At 72.1% G+C, this 15709-nt stretch carries 14 protein-coding genes; 11 read left to right on the top strand and 3 right to left on the bottom strand.

The features are described from left to right. Nucleotides 1-35: 35 nt before the first annotated feature. Nucleotides 36-1694: a lysine--tRNA ligase gene (lysS, locus tag MCM47_RS21835; protein ID WP_374209184.1), complete on the bottom strand. Its 1659-nt coding sequence runs from the start codon at nucleotides 1692-1694 to the stop codon at nucleotides 36-38. An 863-nt stretch (nucleotides 1695-2557) separates the two neighbouring features. Between lysS and MCM47_RS21840 the strand changes: the two genes are divergently transcribed. After that, the gene (locus MCM47_RS21840; RefSeq protein ID WP_238863339.1) at nucleotides 2558-3538 is read left to right on the top strand and encodes a helix-turn-helix domain-containing protein; all 981 of its coding nucleotides are present in this window, start codon (nucleotides 2558-2560) and stop codon (nucleotides 3536-3538) included. Between the two features lie 71 nt (nucleotides 3539-3609). Here MCM47_RS21840 and MCM47_RS21845 read toward each other — a convergent pair whose 3' ends face one another. Together MCM47_RS21845 and MCM47_RS21850 are read right to left on the bottom strand one after the other, a co-directional pair. Next, nucleotides 3610-4461 carry an IclR family transcriptional regulator gene (locus tag MCM47_RS21845; protein WP_238863340.1) on the bottom strand — a complete coding sequence of 284 codons (852 nt, stop codon included), beginning with the start codon at nucleotides 4459-4461 and terminating at the stop codon, nucleotides 3610-3612. A gap of 102 nt (nucleotides 4462-4563) precedes the next feature. Next, entirely contained in the window at nucleotides 4564-5511 is a 948-nt protein-coding gene (locus tag MCM47_RS21850) for a zinc-binding dehydrogenase (protein ID WP_238863341.1), read from the bottom strand. 759 nt (nucleotides 5512-6270) lie between these two features. Between MCM47_RS21850 and MCM47_RS21855 the strand changes: the two genes are divergently transcribed. The 10 genes from MCM47_RS21855 (at nucleotide 6271) to MCM47_RS21905 (ending at nucleotide 15612) form a co-directional block, all read left to right on the top strand. Next, a complete protein-coding gene (locus MCM47_RS21855) occupies nucleotides 6271-6624 on the top strand; it encodes a hypothetical protein (protein WP_238863342.1) in 354 nt (117 codons plus the stop codon). Beyond that, nucleotides 6624-7610, top strand: coding sequence for a hypothetical protein (locus MCM47_RS21860; RefSeq protein WP_238863343.1), 987 nt, complete (start codon nucleotides 6624-6626; stop codon nucleotides 7608-7610). Before MCM47_RS21855 ends, MCM47_RS21860 begins: the two co-directional genes overlap by 1 nt. Continuing rightward, the gene (locus MCM47_RS21865; protein ID WP_238863344.1) at nucleotides 7610-8317 is read left to right on the top strand and encodes an ATP-binding protein; all 708 of its coding nucleotides are present in this window, start codon (nucleotides 7610-7612) and stop codon (nucleotides 8315-8317) included. The genes MCM47_RS21860 and MCM47_RS21865 overlap by 1 nt, the downstream gene beginning before the upstream one ends. A gap of 102 nt (nucleotides 8318-8419) precedes the next feature. Next, a complete protein-coding gene (locus MCM47_RS21870) occupies nucleotides 8420-8995 on the top strand; it encodes a WhiB family transcriptional regulator (protein WP_238863345.1) in 576 nt (191 codons plus the stop codon). After that, nucleotides 8992-10122 (top strand): DUF2637 domain-containing protein, encoded by a 1131-nt coding sequence (locus MCM47_RS21875; RefSeq protein WP_238863346.1) that lies wholly within the window; start codon nucleotides 8992-8994, stop codon nucleotides 10120-10122. The genes MCM47_RS21870 and MCM47_RS21875 overlap by 4 nt, the downstream gene beginning before the upstream one ends. A gap of 53 nt (nucleotides 10123-10175) precedes the next feature. Further along, nucleotides 10176-10406 (top strand): hypothetical protein, encoded by a 231-nt coding sequence (locus MCM47_RS21880; RefSeq protein ID WP_238863347.1) that lies wholly within the window; start codon nucleotides 10176-10178, stop codon nucleotides 10404-10406. A gap of 257 nt (nucleotides 10407-10663) precedes the next feature. Further along, nucleotides 10664-11086, top strand: a complete 423-nt coding sequence (locus tag MCM47_RS21885; protein ID WP_238863348.1) for a MobC family plasmid mobilization relaxosome protein — start codon at nucleotides 10664-10666, stop codon at nucleotides 11084-11086. Nucleotides 11087-11090: 4 nt separating this feature from the next. Then, the gene (locus MCM47_RS41840) at nucleotides 11091-12824 is read left to right on the top strand and encodes a relaxase/mobilization nuclease domain-containing protein (RefSeq protein WP_255752600.1); all 1734 of its coding nucleotides are present in this window, start codon (nucleotides 11091-11093) and stop codon (nucleotides 12822-12824) included. Nucleotides 12825-12938: 114 nt separating this feature from the next. Continuing rightward, nucleotides 12939-14141, top strand: coding sequence for a hypothetical protein (locus tag MCM47_RS21900; RefSeq protein ID WP_238863349.1), 1203 nt, complete (start codon nucleotides 12939-12941; stop codon nucleotides 14139-14141). Between the two features lie 184 nt (nucleotides 14142-14325). Beyond that, a complete protein-coding gene (locus MCM47_RS21905) occupies nucleotides 14326-15612 on the top strand; it encodes an MFS transporter (RefSeq protein ID WP_238863350.1) in 1287 nt (428 codons plus the stop codon). Nucleotides 15613-15709: the final 97 nt, after the last annotated feature.

A 15709-nucleotide genomic window follows, 5' to 3' on the forward strand; every position in this document is an offset into this window, starting at 1 on the left:
GAGAAGGCCGGCGACCACGGCCCCGGCCTCCCGCACTACGCGACGGTCAGCAGCGACCGGATCCGCTCCGCCCCGAGCGCCAGCAGAAGGGTGGGCAGCCGCGGACCGGTGTCCCGCCCCACCAGCAGCTCGTACAACAGCACGAACAGCTCCCGCTGGGCCACCTTCAGCTCCGGCGACGCCGGAGCGTCCAACGGTAGCCCCGCCTGGACCTTCGGCACCCCGTACACCAGCGATGTCAACCCATCGAGCGACCAGTTCCCGTCCAGACCGTCCAGCAGCAGTTTCAGCGCTTCCCGCTTCGCCGCCGACAGCTGCTCCAGCCGCTCCCGGTCCGGCTCCGTGCGTACCTGGGTCCGGTCCTCGGCCGGGACATAGGTACTGACCCACGCCTGCGCGCGGTCCAGCCGAGGCCGGGCCTCGTCCAGGCCCGCCAGCGGCTCCTCGACGGTGAAGTCCCGCAGGATACGAAGAGTCTGCTCCGGGTCGCCGGCCGCGACGTCCGCCACCGAGGCCAGCGTACGGAAAGGCAGCGGGCGGGGCGTGGTCGGAAGCGGACCGAACGCCGGGCCCACCGAACGGGCCCGCACCGCTGCCTCAAGGTCCGTTGCCGTACCCGAGGCCACCTTGCGGCCGAGCGCGTCCCACTCGTCGTAGACCCGCAGGATCTCCGCGTCCAGCGCGATCTGGAACGACTGCCGCGGCTGACGCCGGTTGTAGAGCCAGCGAAGCACCGCAGGCTCCAGCACCTCCAAGATGTCGATCGGAGTTGGCACGCCACCCTTCGAACTGCTCATCTTGGCCATACCACTGATCCCGACGAAGCTGTACCCGAGGTAGGACGGGGGAAGTCCGGCGAAGACCTCGCGCACCACCTGCGACCCGACCGTGAAGGACGAGCCCGGCGAGGAGTGATCGACACCGCCGGCCTCGAAGGTCACACCCTCGAAGGCCCAGCGCATCGGCCAGTCCACCTTCCAGACCAGCTTCCCGCCATCGGTCTCGGCCAGCGCGAATTCGCCTCCGTGACCGCACTCGCACCGATATTCCATGGCCGTACTGGCGTCATCGAAGCTGGTGACCGTTGTGGAGTCCCGGCCGCAGACCTCGCAGTACGGCCGATACGGGTAGTAGCCCCCGGCGCCGCCGGCAGCCACGTCCTCCTCGTCCTGCTCCACCTCGACGTCGGTCTTCTTCGTCCGGTACCGCCCGAGGACGCCGTCGATCTGCTGTCGGTGACGCATCGCGTGCACGACCCGCTCGCGGTAGGCCCCGGATTTGTACATCTGCGTCTGGCTGATCTCCTCAACCTCGACGCCGAGTTGGGCGAGGGCCGAACGCAGTGGGGCTTTGAAGTGCTCCGCCCAACTGTCATGTTCGCCGCAGGGATCGGGCACCGCGGTCAGGGGTCGTCCGATGTGCTCGGTAAAGCTGGCCGGGACGCCAGCCGGCACCTTGCGGAGCCGGTCGTAGTCGTCCCAGGACAACAGATGCCGACACTCCAGCCCCCGGCGCCGAATCTCGTCCGCCACGAAGTGCGGAACCATGATCTCGCGGAGATTTCCCAGGTGCACCGGCCCGGACGGACTAATTCCGGATGCGCACACCAGGGGAGCCCCGCCACGGCGTTTGCCCTCGGCGATCACCTGGTCCGCAGCGGCGACCACCCAATCGCTCTGTTGCTTCACGCCCACGTCAAGTCCTCCGGCTGATGGGGATTCAGGTGGTCATAGATTAGAGCCGAAATCAGCTGATCCGAACCACAACGCGACAGTGCGTCACTGTCTGCAGGTCCCTTCCGCGACCGTGCCCGCTCGGCAGAGGTGGGGCGAGCCATGCAGGGGTCATGAACGAGTCCACCTGGCCCGCCGACTGGACCGACCGAACGGCCGGTCTTGACTGCGGGATGTACGCCAACCGGGGTCTGGAAGACAGCGGGTACGGGGGTGCACACCCTGAAAGGCAGCTACGCCGATGTCTGCTTGAACTGGGTCCTCGTGCGCGGATACGCCGTGGCGATCTGGAATGGACCGCACGTCTCCGAGCCGACCCAGTATGCCCCGGACGAGGCGATCGGCTTCTTCGCCGAGGTGCTCTGCGCAGGCCGCACAATCGAGCAGTGCCTGCGACTGGCCAAAATGAACTACGAACTTCGGGGCAGCGCGGTCCCGCACCTCCACGCGCACGTGATCCCAAGGCATCGCGACGACCCCGAGCCTGGCGCGTACTGCCCTCGGTGCTTCTCCAAGGCCGCTCCGCCTACTACCACCAGTTCGGTATTGAGACTGTGGGAGTCCCTGAGTTGGTTTCCCGAGCCCTGTCGCTCTATTAGCAGAGCGAGCGAGGGCCGACGCCCGAAGCTGGTGTGCAGTCCAGCAGTGTGGGCAGCTCCCGCCATAGGGACCGCAACCGCGTGCCCGGACTGTGATCGAGGTCGCTCGAACTGGGCTTCCGGTGATGGGACTTGTCTGTGCTACGTTCCGTAGTCCAACCGAACACAGGTGACCCCGGCGGTGCGCTAACACCCCGGGGTCCGGCAACAGGAGCTGTTACTCCCTTGCAGGTACATCGTAGCGCCCACGCGCGCAACTTCACCGTGCTGCCCAACTCCATTCTCCAGGACCGACGGCTGACCATGGCCGCCCGCGGCCTTCTCAGCGACCTTCTGTCCCGGCCCAAGCGCTGGCGCGAGGACGCTCGGCAGATGGCCGACTCGGGCCCCGACAGCCGGGCGGCGGTCCGCAAGGCGCTGGCAGAGCTGATCGAGGCCGGCTACTACGTGGTTCGCAAGATCCGCGGGGCCGACGGGCGCATCCGCAGCGAGGCGCACGTCTACGACACCCCGCAGCTCCCAGGGCTGAAGGCTGCCGAGGAGCTACTGGAGGCGACGAAGCCGCAGGTGGGGCCGAGTGTGGCGCGTCCGGCGTCCGGTGTGCCGGACTCCGGTGGTGCTGGCGTCCTTGTACTAAAGGAACTGGAGAAAGAACCCTCCCTCCCCGCCCGTGGCGACGAAGGTGACCGGAAGCCTTTCGCGTCGCCAGCGCGGCGCCCGGAGGCCGAGGGCGGGAGGGCGAAGGCTTCGATCGAGGACCTGGAGGGACCGGTGCAGGCGGCGGCCCTGGCTCTGTACCGGGTGCTGAAGGACGAGCCGCGTCTGCGGCTCGGCGAGGCGGAGGTGGTGGAGCTGGCGCCGCTGGTGGGGCGCTGGCTGGCGGTGGGCTGCGGTCCGGCGGAGCTGGCCGCCGCGCTGCTGCCGGGGCTGCCGGGGCAGATCTTCTCCCCGGCGGCGGTGGTGCGCGATCGGCTCCTGCGTAAGATGCCGCCCCCGATCCGCCGGGCGGAGTCGCTGGCGCCCGTGTGCGAGCACGAGTGCGACAACTGCCGGGCTCCGATGAGCAGGCCGGGGTTGTGCGGGCGGTGCTCGGGACGCTCCGGCCGCGTTGTCGCCGGGATCGGCAGCGGCGAGCCGTACACGGCGGCCGGGGCGGCGCGGGCCCGGGCTGCGATGCGCGGGCGGCGGCAGCCGGCCACGGTGTGACAGCGGGTACGCCGAGGGTGGCGTCGGCCGTCCCCTCCCCTCGAAGGGACGGCCGACACGGCTTGGCGGGGCTAGAGAACGGCGGAGACCGGGGTGGTGGTCAGGTCGCTGATGTCCTTGGCGGCCCGCAGGGTGTGGTGGATCAGCGGGCGCAGGTCTTCCGGCATCGTGCTGGTGGGCTTCAGCAGCAGGACGGAGCCCATGACCTGGGAGCGCCAGAACACGGGGGCCGCAACGCTGTCCCATCCCGCCATGCACTCCTGGCGGCCGATGGCGTAGCCGCGTTCGCGGATGACGAGCAGGGAGTCGGCCAGCTGCTGGTTGTCCCTGATCACGCCGGGGCCCGCGGTGGGGGGCACTTCCTCCGCGAGGACCTGCTCGCGGGCGTCCTGCGGCAGATAAGCGAGGATCGCCCGGCCGGAGGCCCCGGTGCGCAGCGACCGGGAGACCGAGACGACGTCCTCCGCCGTCATGCCGACCTCTGCCGGGTCCATGCCGCCGATTTCGTAGTCGGTGCACAGGCGCTTCGCGCCGCCGAACGCCGAAAGGACGTAAAGGAGGGCGAGGCCGCCGGTGGCCTGGTGGAGCCGGACGAGGTAGGTGTGCGTGCCGGTGGCTCCCGGAAGGCGGTTCATGGCTTGGACGCCGGCGCGGGCGGTGCCGGTGCCGAGCCGGTACATGCCTCGGCCGACCTGCTCGAAGATGTGCTTGTCGACACCGTCCTGCAGGATGCGGTGGGTGGTGGCCTCGGGCAGCTTGGCCACGCGGGCGATGTCCCGCAGTGCGTGGACATGGCCCGGAAGCTGGGCGAGCGCCTGCTGGACGACGTAGGCGCGGGCGGCGAGGGAGCCGGACTTCGCGGGTTGCGTGCTGCCCTGGCGGTGCACGGGAACGCTGTCCTCGTGCGCGGTGCTGATGGTCATGTGTAGGTTCCCCCAGAGGGTTAGTCGTGCCCTTCCGGGTCGCGATTGGGAGGTCGCCTGGCCCGGGCGGTGGGGCCAGGCGAGGAGTGGGTGACCCTGGGGTCAGTTGCGGACGTTGAGGACGACCTTGCCGGAGGTCAGGCGGGCGGCGAGGTCGGTGTGCGCCTGGCGGGCCTGGCCGAGCTTGTAGACGGGGCCCGGCAGGGGCTTGAGCCAGCCTTCCTGGACGGCGTCGAACAGTGCGTTCATCGAGTCGTTGATGTGGGTGCGCGACGGGTAGAGGGAGGGCAGCCAGAATCCGGTGACCGACTTGCTCTGGCCGACGAGCTGGGTGATCGGGACGAGTCCTTCGACGCCGGTGACCGCGCCGAAGACGGACATGCGGCCGCGGGGGGTGAGGGCGTTGAGCGTGGCGTAGAAGACGTCGCCGCCGGTCATCTCCAGGGCGGCGGTGACCTGCCCGCTGGCCGCCTCGACGATCCGCTCGGCGAGGTCCTCGGTAGTGGAAGAGTCGACGACGGCGTCGGCGCCGAGGCCGAGGGCGATCCGGCGCTTGTCCTCGGTGCCAGCCATGGCGACGACCTTCGCCCCGGTGCACTTGGCGAGCTGCACGGCGAGCGAGCCGACGCCGCCTGCCGCGGCGGGCACCAGCAGGGTGTCCTCGGCTGTCAGCTTGAGGTCCGTGTGCAGAAGGTGCCAGGCCGTGTTGCCCTGGAGCATGAGCGCGACGGCCTCGTGGTCGCTGACGCCGTCGGGCACCTCGAAGGCCAGCTTCCGGTGCGCCGCGACGACCTCGGCGTAGCCGCCGCCCTTGCCGAGGGCCACGTAGCGCCGGCCGTCCTCGGCCTCGCCGAGGACCTCGTTGCCCGGGACGAACGGGCAGGGCATCGGCGCGGGGTAGGTGCCTTCCCGCAGGTGGATATCGGCGAAGTTCACGCCGGCGAGGATGGTGCGCAGCCGCAGCCGGCCCGGCCGGATCTCGGGCTCGGGTATCTCGCACAGCTCCAGGACCTCGGGGCCGCCGAATTCTTTCACAGCAATCGCACGCATTGTTCAACCCTGAACATTCGAAGTTGGTATTCATGCGAACCCGGGGGGCTCGGCTATGGAATATACCGGCCGTCGAATCGGCGACTTCGATTTTGCATATAGGGGTCTCCGGCCGCCGAATCGATCAAGATCCCTTACCCAGTGTTCTATGTCACGTCACTCAGAGTTGCAGGAGTCGGGTCGTTGCTCACTGTGAGGATTGCAGGTCGTGATGTGTGCGTTGGCTGCCCGCCCCCTTGCGGAGGGTGATTTCATCCGGCATTCCAAGATCATTTTCCAGCCTTTGGAAAACCGGTCGCGCTACCCGCGTAGATCCCGCGAATTCGTTGACCGGTATCCAGGTGGCTACCTATTGTCGTCCCCGGCAGTGCAGACCTGCGCTGCATTTTTGACGGGGGGTCACATTTCGATGGCGGAACAATTTATATGGCCGGTTCCGGCGTGGGTCGCTCCGCAAGTCGCCGACCTCCCGGCGGCGGCTGTCACGGTGGGTGAAAACCTGCGCAAGGTGCAGCCTGTACGAACAGTGACATCGCCTGCCGCCGTCGCTCGCCGCCGCTATCTCGGCAGCGGTCGGTGGTGACTCAGGGCGGCGACCCTGACTGAGCCCCGAGCGTTGGGGCGGAAACGACGACGGCGCCCGGAGCTGGAACTCCGAGCGCCTGTCGTAACACCGTGTGAGTCGTTCGACACAACCCGCAGGCGGCCTGCCTTTGGACGAGCCCGGCCAGCCTGCTACCACACAGAAGGTAGTGAACCATGCTTGCGCTTCTGCGTACAGGCGGAGCGGCACAGGGCCGACCCGCCGCGCACCACCCCGCAGTCCTGGACCGGATGTCGGAAGGCACCCGGCACGCCGTCACGGACAGTCTCCGACGGGTCGCCCCGGACGCCGACGTCGTGCGGATCTCGGTGTCCGAGCCTCACGGTCTGTGGTTGGCCCGCGCCTACGACCGCGCCCACATGCCCGTCGGACTGCCGCTCGCGGTCGAGGAGGCGGTGGCCCACTGGGTCGCCCGAGACCTCCCCTCCCTGGACTGGCGCCACCAGCACGACGTCGACCTCGCCACCGGAACCGTGGTCCCGGCCGGCGCGCTCGCGAAGGCGGCGTGATGGCGGTCCAGGACGGGCGCATCCGCACCCACAAGCCCGAAATGTCCCGGGACGCCAAGCTGGCGGAGGTCTCCCTCAGCGCCGAGCGGACGTTCATATACATGCTCAACTACGTCGACGACACCGGCCGGATCATCGACGACGCCGGCATCGTTCGCGGGCTCATCTGGAAGAGGAAGAAGAGCTGGGACGGCGGAGTCCACACCGCCGAGCGCGTCGAGGAGGACCTGAGCCAGCTGGCCGACGTCGGCCTCGTCTGCCGCTACCTCAACCCTGCTGACGACGGCGAGGAACTCCTCCACATCGTCACCTTCAACAAGCACCAGAAGATCGACCGCCCCAGCCAGAGCAGGCTGGCTCCCTGCCCGCTCCACCAGACCCAGGAAGCCGCACTCGACCGGCCGGCCCCCGCTGCCCGCGCTCGCAGGAAGGCCGCGACCGACCGCAACCCCGAGCACCTCTCCAGCGAGGTACCCGGCACCGGGAACCAGGACACCGCCGGACACACCGAGAGCGCCGAAGAGCAGACCCCGCACCCTTCGACGACACCCTCGACGACAGCCTCCACGAAGGGATCCAGGATCACGGATCCTGGATCACCCCCTCCGGGGGGCGGCTGCGCCGCGCCCGCCGAGGACTGCACGGTGGAGGGGCCGGACGCGGAGCGCGTTGCCGCGATGCACCCGCACACCACCGGTGCCAACGCTCTGGTCGCCGAATACGTCCGCACCTGCCCGCAGCCGCCCAGCCCGCGCTTTCGCCGGCACCTCGGGCGCGAGGTGCAGCAGCTCCTTGCCTCCGGCTACAGCCAGGAGCAGGTCCGGGCGGGCCTGCGGCTGCTGGCCCACAAGCCCATGAACCCTTCCGCACTGGAGGGCTTCGTCCAGGAAGCACTCACCCCCGGCCGCCCCCGCAGCGCCGGCGCGCCGTACCGGGCGTGGACCAACCCGACCGGCGGGTCCGCCGCCTACACCGGGGAGCTGTGATGGCCGGCCGCGACCGCGAACCGCGCCGGGCCGGCACCGGCCTGCAGGGCATCGTCGACCGCTTCGCGCGCCTCGGCGTCGACCCCGCCGTGATCGGAGTGCCCGAGCGCTCCGCCGTCCCGCAGCCCAACAACCGGGACGCCCTGGAGCTGGCCGCCTCGCGGATCCCGCCTCGCTTCCACGACGCCACGGCCGACGACCCGCAGGTCCTTGCCTGGGTCGAGCACGTCAAGCAGGCCGCCCGCCGCGGCCCCGAAGGGCAGCTCGGCATCGCTCGCGCCTCCTCGCTGCTGCTGCTCGGTGAGACCGGCACCGGCAAGACCCACCAGGCGTACGGTGCGATCCGCTCCCTGCTCGGCGCCGGCGTCCGGCTGCGCTGGCAGGCGATCACCTCGGTCGGCCTGCACGCCATGATGCGACCGCGCCCCGGCGCGGACGCCGAGCGCGAGATGCGAGACCTGGAGCGCACCCCCCTGCTGCTCGTGGACGACCTCGGCGCAGGCCGGGCCTCGGAGTTCACCGAGGAGACGACGTACCGGTTGATCAACCACCGGTACGAGCAGCAGCTGCCGACCATCATCACGAGCAACATCACCCCGGCCGAACTGGCCGGCCTGCTCGGCGACCGCACGGCCAGCCGCCTGCGCCAGATGTGCCACAAGGCAGTCCTCGCCGGACCCGATCGGCGACGCGCCCCCCTCTTCTGATCCCCGTACACCCAGCGCTCCCGCGCGAGGCCGGCCGAGCCGCCCCCGGGATCCGCCATGCCCGCCCGCCGATCCGGCGGCGCGACCGGAGACCTGCCCCGAATGAACACGACCACCGCTGCTGTCGCGGCCGACCTCGATGCCGCCTACACCGTCCCGGACCGCCCGGACCCCCGCTGGCGCCTGAAGGCCGAGTGCGCCGAAATCCCCAACCCCGACATCTTCTTCGCCCCGCCCCGCGTCGCCGGCCACCGCCAGGCCCTCGCTCTGTGCCGGCAGTGCCCGGTCCGCAGCGAGTGCCTCCAGGACGCCGTCGAGTGCGGCGTGCGCGACGGCATCCGCGGAGGCCACACGGAAGACCAGCTCGACGAGATGGTCACTTACCACGAGGACCGCCGACTCGACCTCGACCGTGTCCGCACCACCCTGACCAGCACCCAGCGCCCGCGTCTGTCCGAACGCGAGAAGCGCGCGGTCGTCCGCGTCGCCATCGAGGCCGGCATCCCGCTCGCCGTCTGGTCCGAAGCACTGGGCATCGGCTACAAGGCCGCGGCCAAGCGCCGCAGCCGGGCCAACACCCAGCTGGAGAGCATCCCCGCCTCGATGCGCCACCAGGAGATCACGCTGTCGAAGGAGCTGCGTAAGGTCCCCACGACGCGCCTGGCGGTCGCCGCGTGATCAACCGCCGACCCCGGGTATCCCCCTGGGACATCGCGGCGATCGGCGTGCTCGGCGCCTTCGGCTTCGCCCTCTCCTACGACGCTCTCCAGCAGATGGCACAGGCGATCCACGTCCGGGGACAGCTCTCCTACCTGTTCCCGGTCGTCGTCGACGGCTTCATCGGCTACGGCGTCCGCGCGCTGGTGATCCTGCGGGAAGCACCCTGGACCGCTCGCGCCTACACCTGGGCGCTGTTCTCCAGCGCCACCGGCACCAGCGTGTGGGCCAACGCCGCCCACGCCGTCCGCCTGAACCAACAGGCCGCCGCACAAGCGGACAGCCTGCAACTGGGCGACACCGCCGTCGGAGCCCTGAGCACCATCGCGCCCCTCGCACTGGCCGGCGCCGTCCACCTCGGGATCATCGTCACGCGCCACGGCACCACTACGCCCGAATCCGCCGACCAGCCCACCCTGCCGGCCGCAGTAGGCCCCGTTGCCGGAACAGGCACCGACCCGGTCGTCGAGGCGACCGACCACCTCGACGCCGCGACCAGCACACTGATGAAGGCCGTCACCCGTAGCGCCCGAGCGGAACTGGAGCCCGCGCCCGAACGGACCCCAACGCCAGCGCCCAGGTCCGCCGAAGACAAACTCCGCGCGCACCGCAAGGGCACACGGCTGCGCGAACGCATCGCGACACGGATCCGCCGACGCATCGACCGCGATAGTCCGGGCGTGGACGGTCCGGGCTCTCGGTCCGGCGGTCCGGGTCCTCGGTCCGGCGGTCCGGGCGTGGACGGTCCGGGCTCTCGGTCCGGCGGTCCGGGCGTGGACGGTCCGGGTCCTCGGTCCGGCGGTCCGGGCGTGGACGGTCCGGGTCCTCGGTCCGGCGGTCCGGGCGTGGACGGTCCGGGTCCTCGGTCCGGCGGTCCGGGCGTGGACGGTCCGGGTCCTCGGTCCGGCGGCTCCGACCCGGAGGAGATGTTGCGGATCGGCCGTGAGGCCGCAGCGAGGGCCGGACGGATCACCCGCGCCGTCGTGGCCACCGCCATCCGTGAGAGCGGGTTGCCGGTGTCCAACCAGGTGGCCGGCGAACTCGTCCAGCAGCTGCGCAGCGACAAACCCCCGCCACCGCACCGTTGACCGCGGACCTCACAGCCTCATCAACCCCCACCCCAACCCTCGGGAGACACCCCATGAGCAACGCCGTCCTCGCCGACACCGACCTCGTCGCCGACTTCCTGACCGTCCTCGCTGGCCGCGGCCACCTCCACAGCGCCACGCCGGCGGGCGACGGCCACTGGACCGTCCGCCGCACGGCCAACAGCCAGGCCCAGCACCTCACCAGCGACCAGGTGGAGGAGCTGGTGATGGACCACCTGGCTGTCGCGTTCGCCGCTCGGGGCCTGGCCAACGACGACTTCTAGCCGTCCGGATCAGGTTCCTCACCACGGGCCGACACCGCTGTCCCGACCACACTCCGCGCTCCGTCCCGGACGGGTTGCCCCCCTACGGCGGAGCGAGCTAGTGCCGTGGACCGTCCTATCGGACGGTCCACGGCGCACGCCCCGCCCAAGGGGGCGGGGAAGCAGAAGCCGGGCCGAGCGGGGGCGCTCGACTCGACTTCGACTCGCCGAAGCCAGGGGGCACCGGCGAACAGGACCAACTGACAGGAAGACCACCGATGACCGCCGCTGCCGACGACGAGCCGAGCACCGTTCGCCGCCCGCGCCGCCGCTTCCACGAGCCGCAGCAGCGCCAGCGCAAGCTGACCGTCCGTCTGAGCCTGTCCGAAGAGTCCGAGATCAAGAGCGCCGCCACCGAACGCGCGCAGACCGCCGCCCGCTTCGTCGCCGCCGCAGCGCTTGCCGCCGCACGACGAAGTACCTCCTTCGACCCCGACGACCGTCTCGACCGATCGCTCGACGAACTCGCCGCCGCGCGCCGGCAGACCGCCCGCGTCGGCAACAACCTCAACCAGATCGCCCGCGAGCTGAACTCCGGGGGCCTGCCGAACCCGGTTGACCTGGTCGCCGCCCTCGCCGCCGTACGCACGACCGTCACCGCCATCGACACCGCCTCGGCCAAGCTCCTGAAGGGCCACTGACCGCATGGTGCCGAACATCGTCATGGGCTCGAAGACCTACGGACTGCTCGCCTACCTCTACGGCCCCGGCCGCCGCGACGAGCACACCGATCCACACCTGGTCGCCTCCTTCGACGGCTTCGCCCCCGACCCCGGCCGCGACATAGACGCCTCGCTCAAGCAGCTGCAGACCGTGCTCGACATGCGGGTCGACCAGCTCGGCCGCGCCCGCCGGCCCGCCAAGCACGTCTGGCACTGCTCCGTGCGCACCGCCCCGGACGACCGGCCCCTGACCGAGGAGGAGTGGGCCGAGGTCGCCCGCCGGGTCGTCGCCGCCACCGGCATCGCCCCGGACGGCGATCCGGACGGCTGCCGGTGGGTGGCCGTGCGCCACGCCACCGACCACATCCACATCGTCGCCACCACGGTCCGCGGGGACCTCACCCAGGCCCGCCTGCGCAAGGACTACCCCCGGGCCCAGGCCGCATGCCGCACGATCGAGAAGGAGTGGGGACTGCGGCAGCTCAACCCCGGCGACGGAACAGCGGCCAAGGAGCCAACGAACCGCGAGAAGCACAAGGCCCAACGCCTGGGGCAGGAGGACACGAGCCGCCAGCGGCTGCGCGACGCCGTCCGCCAGGCGCTGGCCGGCGCACGTGGCGAGGAGGAGTTCTTCGCCCGGCTGGAAGCCGCAGGCGTGCTGGTCAACCGGAAGACCGGGCCGTCCGGCGACACCCTCGGATACGGCGTGGCCCTGGTGGGCGAGCGCGACAGCGCGGGAGAGCCGGTGTTCTTCGGCGGGTACCGGCTCGCCCCGGACCTGACGCTGCCCAGAATCCGCCGCCGCCTCCAGGTGCCGCTCGACGACTGCACGGCCGACGACCAGAGCGCCGCCCCGGCGGGCGGCGGGCGAACGCCCGGCGGACGCCGCTCCCCGGCCGCGACCGCACGGCTGTGGGCGACCGACGTGGCGGCAGAGGCCCTCGACGTGCTCGACAGCGAGACACCGGCCGACGCCGCCGCAGTGACCGAGGCGACCGGAGAGGTCCTTGACGCGCTCGCCGCCACCGCCCTGCCCGCCCAGAAGCAGCAACTGCTCGCCGCCGCCCGGGCCTACGAGCGCGCCTCCCGATCGCACGTGCGCGCAGCCAACTCCTCCGCCCGCTCGGTGCGCAGCGCCGCCCGCGCCGTGCTGTCCGGCAGGTACGCGGGCAACCGCGGCCCGGACGGATCGGCCGCAGCCACCCTGCTGTCGCTCTTGGTCCTGCTCGTCATCGCCACCGGCCGGTGGCACGCGGAGCAGGGCCACCGCCAGCAGGCCGCCGCCGCCCGAGAGGCCGCCGCCCACCTGCGCGCCGCCTACCGGCACGCCGCAGCCAGGCCCATGGCCGTCCTGCAGGAACGCGGACGGGCCCTGCCGCCGCAGGTGCGCGAGCGCCAGGAACGGGCCGTTCGCCGGGCGGTGCCGGGCGAGGGCGCGCACCGCCTGCTGGCCGCGCCCGAGTTCGACGCGCTCGCCGCCGCGCTCGCCGAGGCCGAGGCGGCCGGACACGACCCGAAGGCGCTGCTGGAACGAGCCCGCTCATGGCGGGAGCTGGACAGCGCCGACTCGGAGACCGCCGTCCTCACCTGGCGGGTGCGGCACATCGCCAAGCTGCCCCACCCCGCCGCCGCAGACGGAGCCCGGCCCGGCCCGGCCAGCGCCCCTGCGGCGCCCGCCACCCCCGCCACCCCCGCCGACCCTCGACGGCGCCGCTGACCCGGCCGCCGACGGACGCCACCAGGGCTCCGTCGGCGGCCGATCCACCACCCCAGGCCCGGCCACCGAGCCCCTGTGCCATTCCCCGACGACGCCCGACCAAGAAGCGGACCCATGCCCGACGACACCACCCTCTACATCGACCACGCCGACCTGCGCAGCGAAGACTTCACCGCGTTCGAGAAGCTGCTCGCCGCCCACCGCGACCGCGTCCCCTGCACGGACCCCGACTGGGAGTCAGTGATGTTCGCCGGCCACCTGAGCGACGGAAAGTGGCACGAGCCGAGCGCCCTGTTCACACCCTCCCGCCGCTCCGCGCGGGCGGCTTCGGCAGCGGAGAAGTCCGTGCTGGTGTACTTCGACGAGGACGGCCGGGCCCTGCCCGACCGGCCGCGCGGCCCGGCACCCGACTCCGCGCTCGCCACGCACCTGGCCGAGCACCTGCCGCTCTGGTCCGCCGAGCCGTGCCACCTCACCCCCGGCCGCGATCTCGCCGACCTTCAGGACGAGACCTGGGGCTGGAGGGCGCCGTGGACCACCACAGCCGCCCCGCACGACGCCGCCTTCCTCACCGGACCGGCAGGCGAACGGCTCCTCGCCGTGCAGATGGGCGAGGACTCCCCGCTCATCGTGGGAGCCGCGGTCCCCGAAGGCCTGGGCGGGTACAACCTCGGTTCCGTCCGGCGGCCCGGCACCGTGTCCCTCGCCGCGGGCGCGGCCCCGGCCGCCCTTGGCGACGCGATCAACGACACCCTCGCACCGCAGTACCAGCGGGCACTGTGGGAGGCCCGGACCGTCGTGCTGGGCTTCGCCGCCGAGGACATCCGGTACCTGGGCGCCGCCCGAAGCCGGAGTCCCTGGCGCCACGTCGAGACGATCCTCGCCAACGGACCGCACCTGGTCGCCGGCATCCGGGCCGCCACCGTCGCCGACGACCACCTCGACCCGCGCGTGCGGCCGCAGCTGCGAACACTGCACACGACGGCGGACACGCTCGCCCGCATCCAGGAGATCCGGACCGCCTGGAAGGAAGCCGCGGCCACGGCGCCCGGCGCCGAGTCCGCCCCGGAGCGGCGCCGCCTCGAAGAACTGCGCGACCACCAGGCATGGCCCTACGCCCTGCAGCTCGCGAACGGACCGCTGCCGGACCTGGCCGCGCACGTCACCGCGAGGATCGGCGCACCCGTCCCGGACCCCGACGAAACGGCCAGGGCGGCACGCGCCCGCTCCGCCCGCAGACCCACCCACGCCTCCCCGCCGACCGGCGCCGCCCCGGCCACCACGCCGCAACCCGGCCCACGGTGCCCCGCCCGCTGAACCGCACTGCACCGACAGCGCGCACCGCCCACCACCAGGGCGACAGGCCATCACACCGCCGCCACCGACCGGACCGGTCACCCCCGCCGAACCCCGACGGCGCCGAGGACCCGGCCACCGACGGCATCGCTGGCATCGCCGCATCCGGCCCACCACCCCACCGCGCCCGACCAGGGAGACCGCCTTGCCCCGTCCGACCGCCGCAACCCGCCGCTACCGCCCAGCCGGCGCGGCCGAGCGCGACTGGCTGCTGCGCTGCTACCTCCTGCGCGCCACCGACTCCCTCGCCGCAGCCGTCGTGATGTACGCCGTGCCGCTGCTCGTCCTCACCCTCACCCGGTCGCCGGCCTGGGCCGGACTGGCGTTCCTCCTGGAATGGCTGCCGCGCCTGATCGCCATCGCGGGCGCAGGCCCGATCATCGACCGCCGAAGCCCCCGCGTCGCCGTTCTGACGACCAGCCTGCTGCGGGCGGGCGCCGCACTCGCCACCATCGCCGGCCTGGCCGCCGGAGCAGGCCCCTGGCTGGTGCTGGCCTTCGGCGTCACCGCGGGCATGCTGGCCGAGGGGAGCTTCCTGGCGAACGAGGCGGTCGGCGCCGAGGCCAGCCGACGAGCCGGCGACCGCGCCCACCGGGTGCAGGCCGTCCTCACCGGCACCGACCAGACCGCGCTCCTGATCGGCCCGCTGATCGGCGGACTGCTCCTGCTCGCCGGACCCGCACTGCTGCTGGCCGCCGTCGCCGTCCTGTCCACCGTCACCGCGACCGTCGCCGCCACCGTACGCACCCACCACCCGCGCCTGCACCTCGTCACCGCCGAACCCGCGGCCCGGTACCCGCTCACCGCCCTCGCCACCGGCCTCGGCACCCTGCGCCGCACCCCCGCGCTGGCCTGGCTGGTCGGCGCGCTCGCCTGCGTCAACCTCGCCAGCGGGCTCCTGCAGGTGTCCGCACCGATCACCGTCACCCGCACCCTGGACCACACCAGCGCGGCAGTCGGCCTGGTGTGGAGCATCGCCGCAGCCCTCTCGCTGGCCGCCGTCGCCACCGCCCACCGCGCCATCGACCGGTGGGGCCTGCTCGCCGTCGGCACTGCCTCGGCCGCCGCCATGTGCGCCGCCACCATCGCCAGCGCCCTCGCACCCGACCTGGCCCTCTACACCACCGCCGTCGCACTGCTGATGGCCGGCGAGGGCGCGGTCACCGTCGTCCTGCGCACCGCCCGCACCCGGCTCATCCCCGAACGGGACTTCGCCGCCACTCTCGCCACCACCGTCCTGCTCATCCTCGCCCCGCTCCCACTGGCCGGGCTGCTGGTCGCGCTCTGGCCCGCCGACCACCTGCGCGTGCTCATCGCGACCGCCGGCCTGGTCGTCGCGGCCGGCACCTGGGCCTGCTTCCGGGGACTTCGCGCCCACCGCACCGCCTGGGAGCACAACGACGACGCCGAACAGCACCTGAAGGCCGCCTGACCCGCAGGGCCCCTGCCCAACCCGTACGCCGACCCTCGGAGCGACACATCACCCACACCCCCACCGACCACGAGCGCACCCGCGCCCTCGGCGTCTG

Origin of the sequence: Kitasatospora sp. A2-31, from assembly GCF_022288725.1 — a bacterium.
In the GTDB taxonomy this organism is placed as follows: Bacteria; Actinomycetota; Actinomycetes; order Streptomycetales; family Streptomycetaceae; genus Kitasatospora.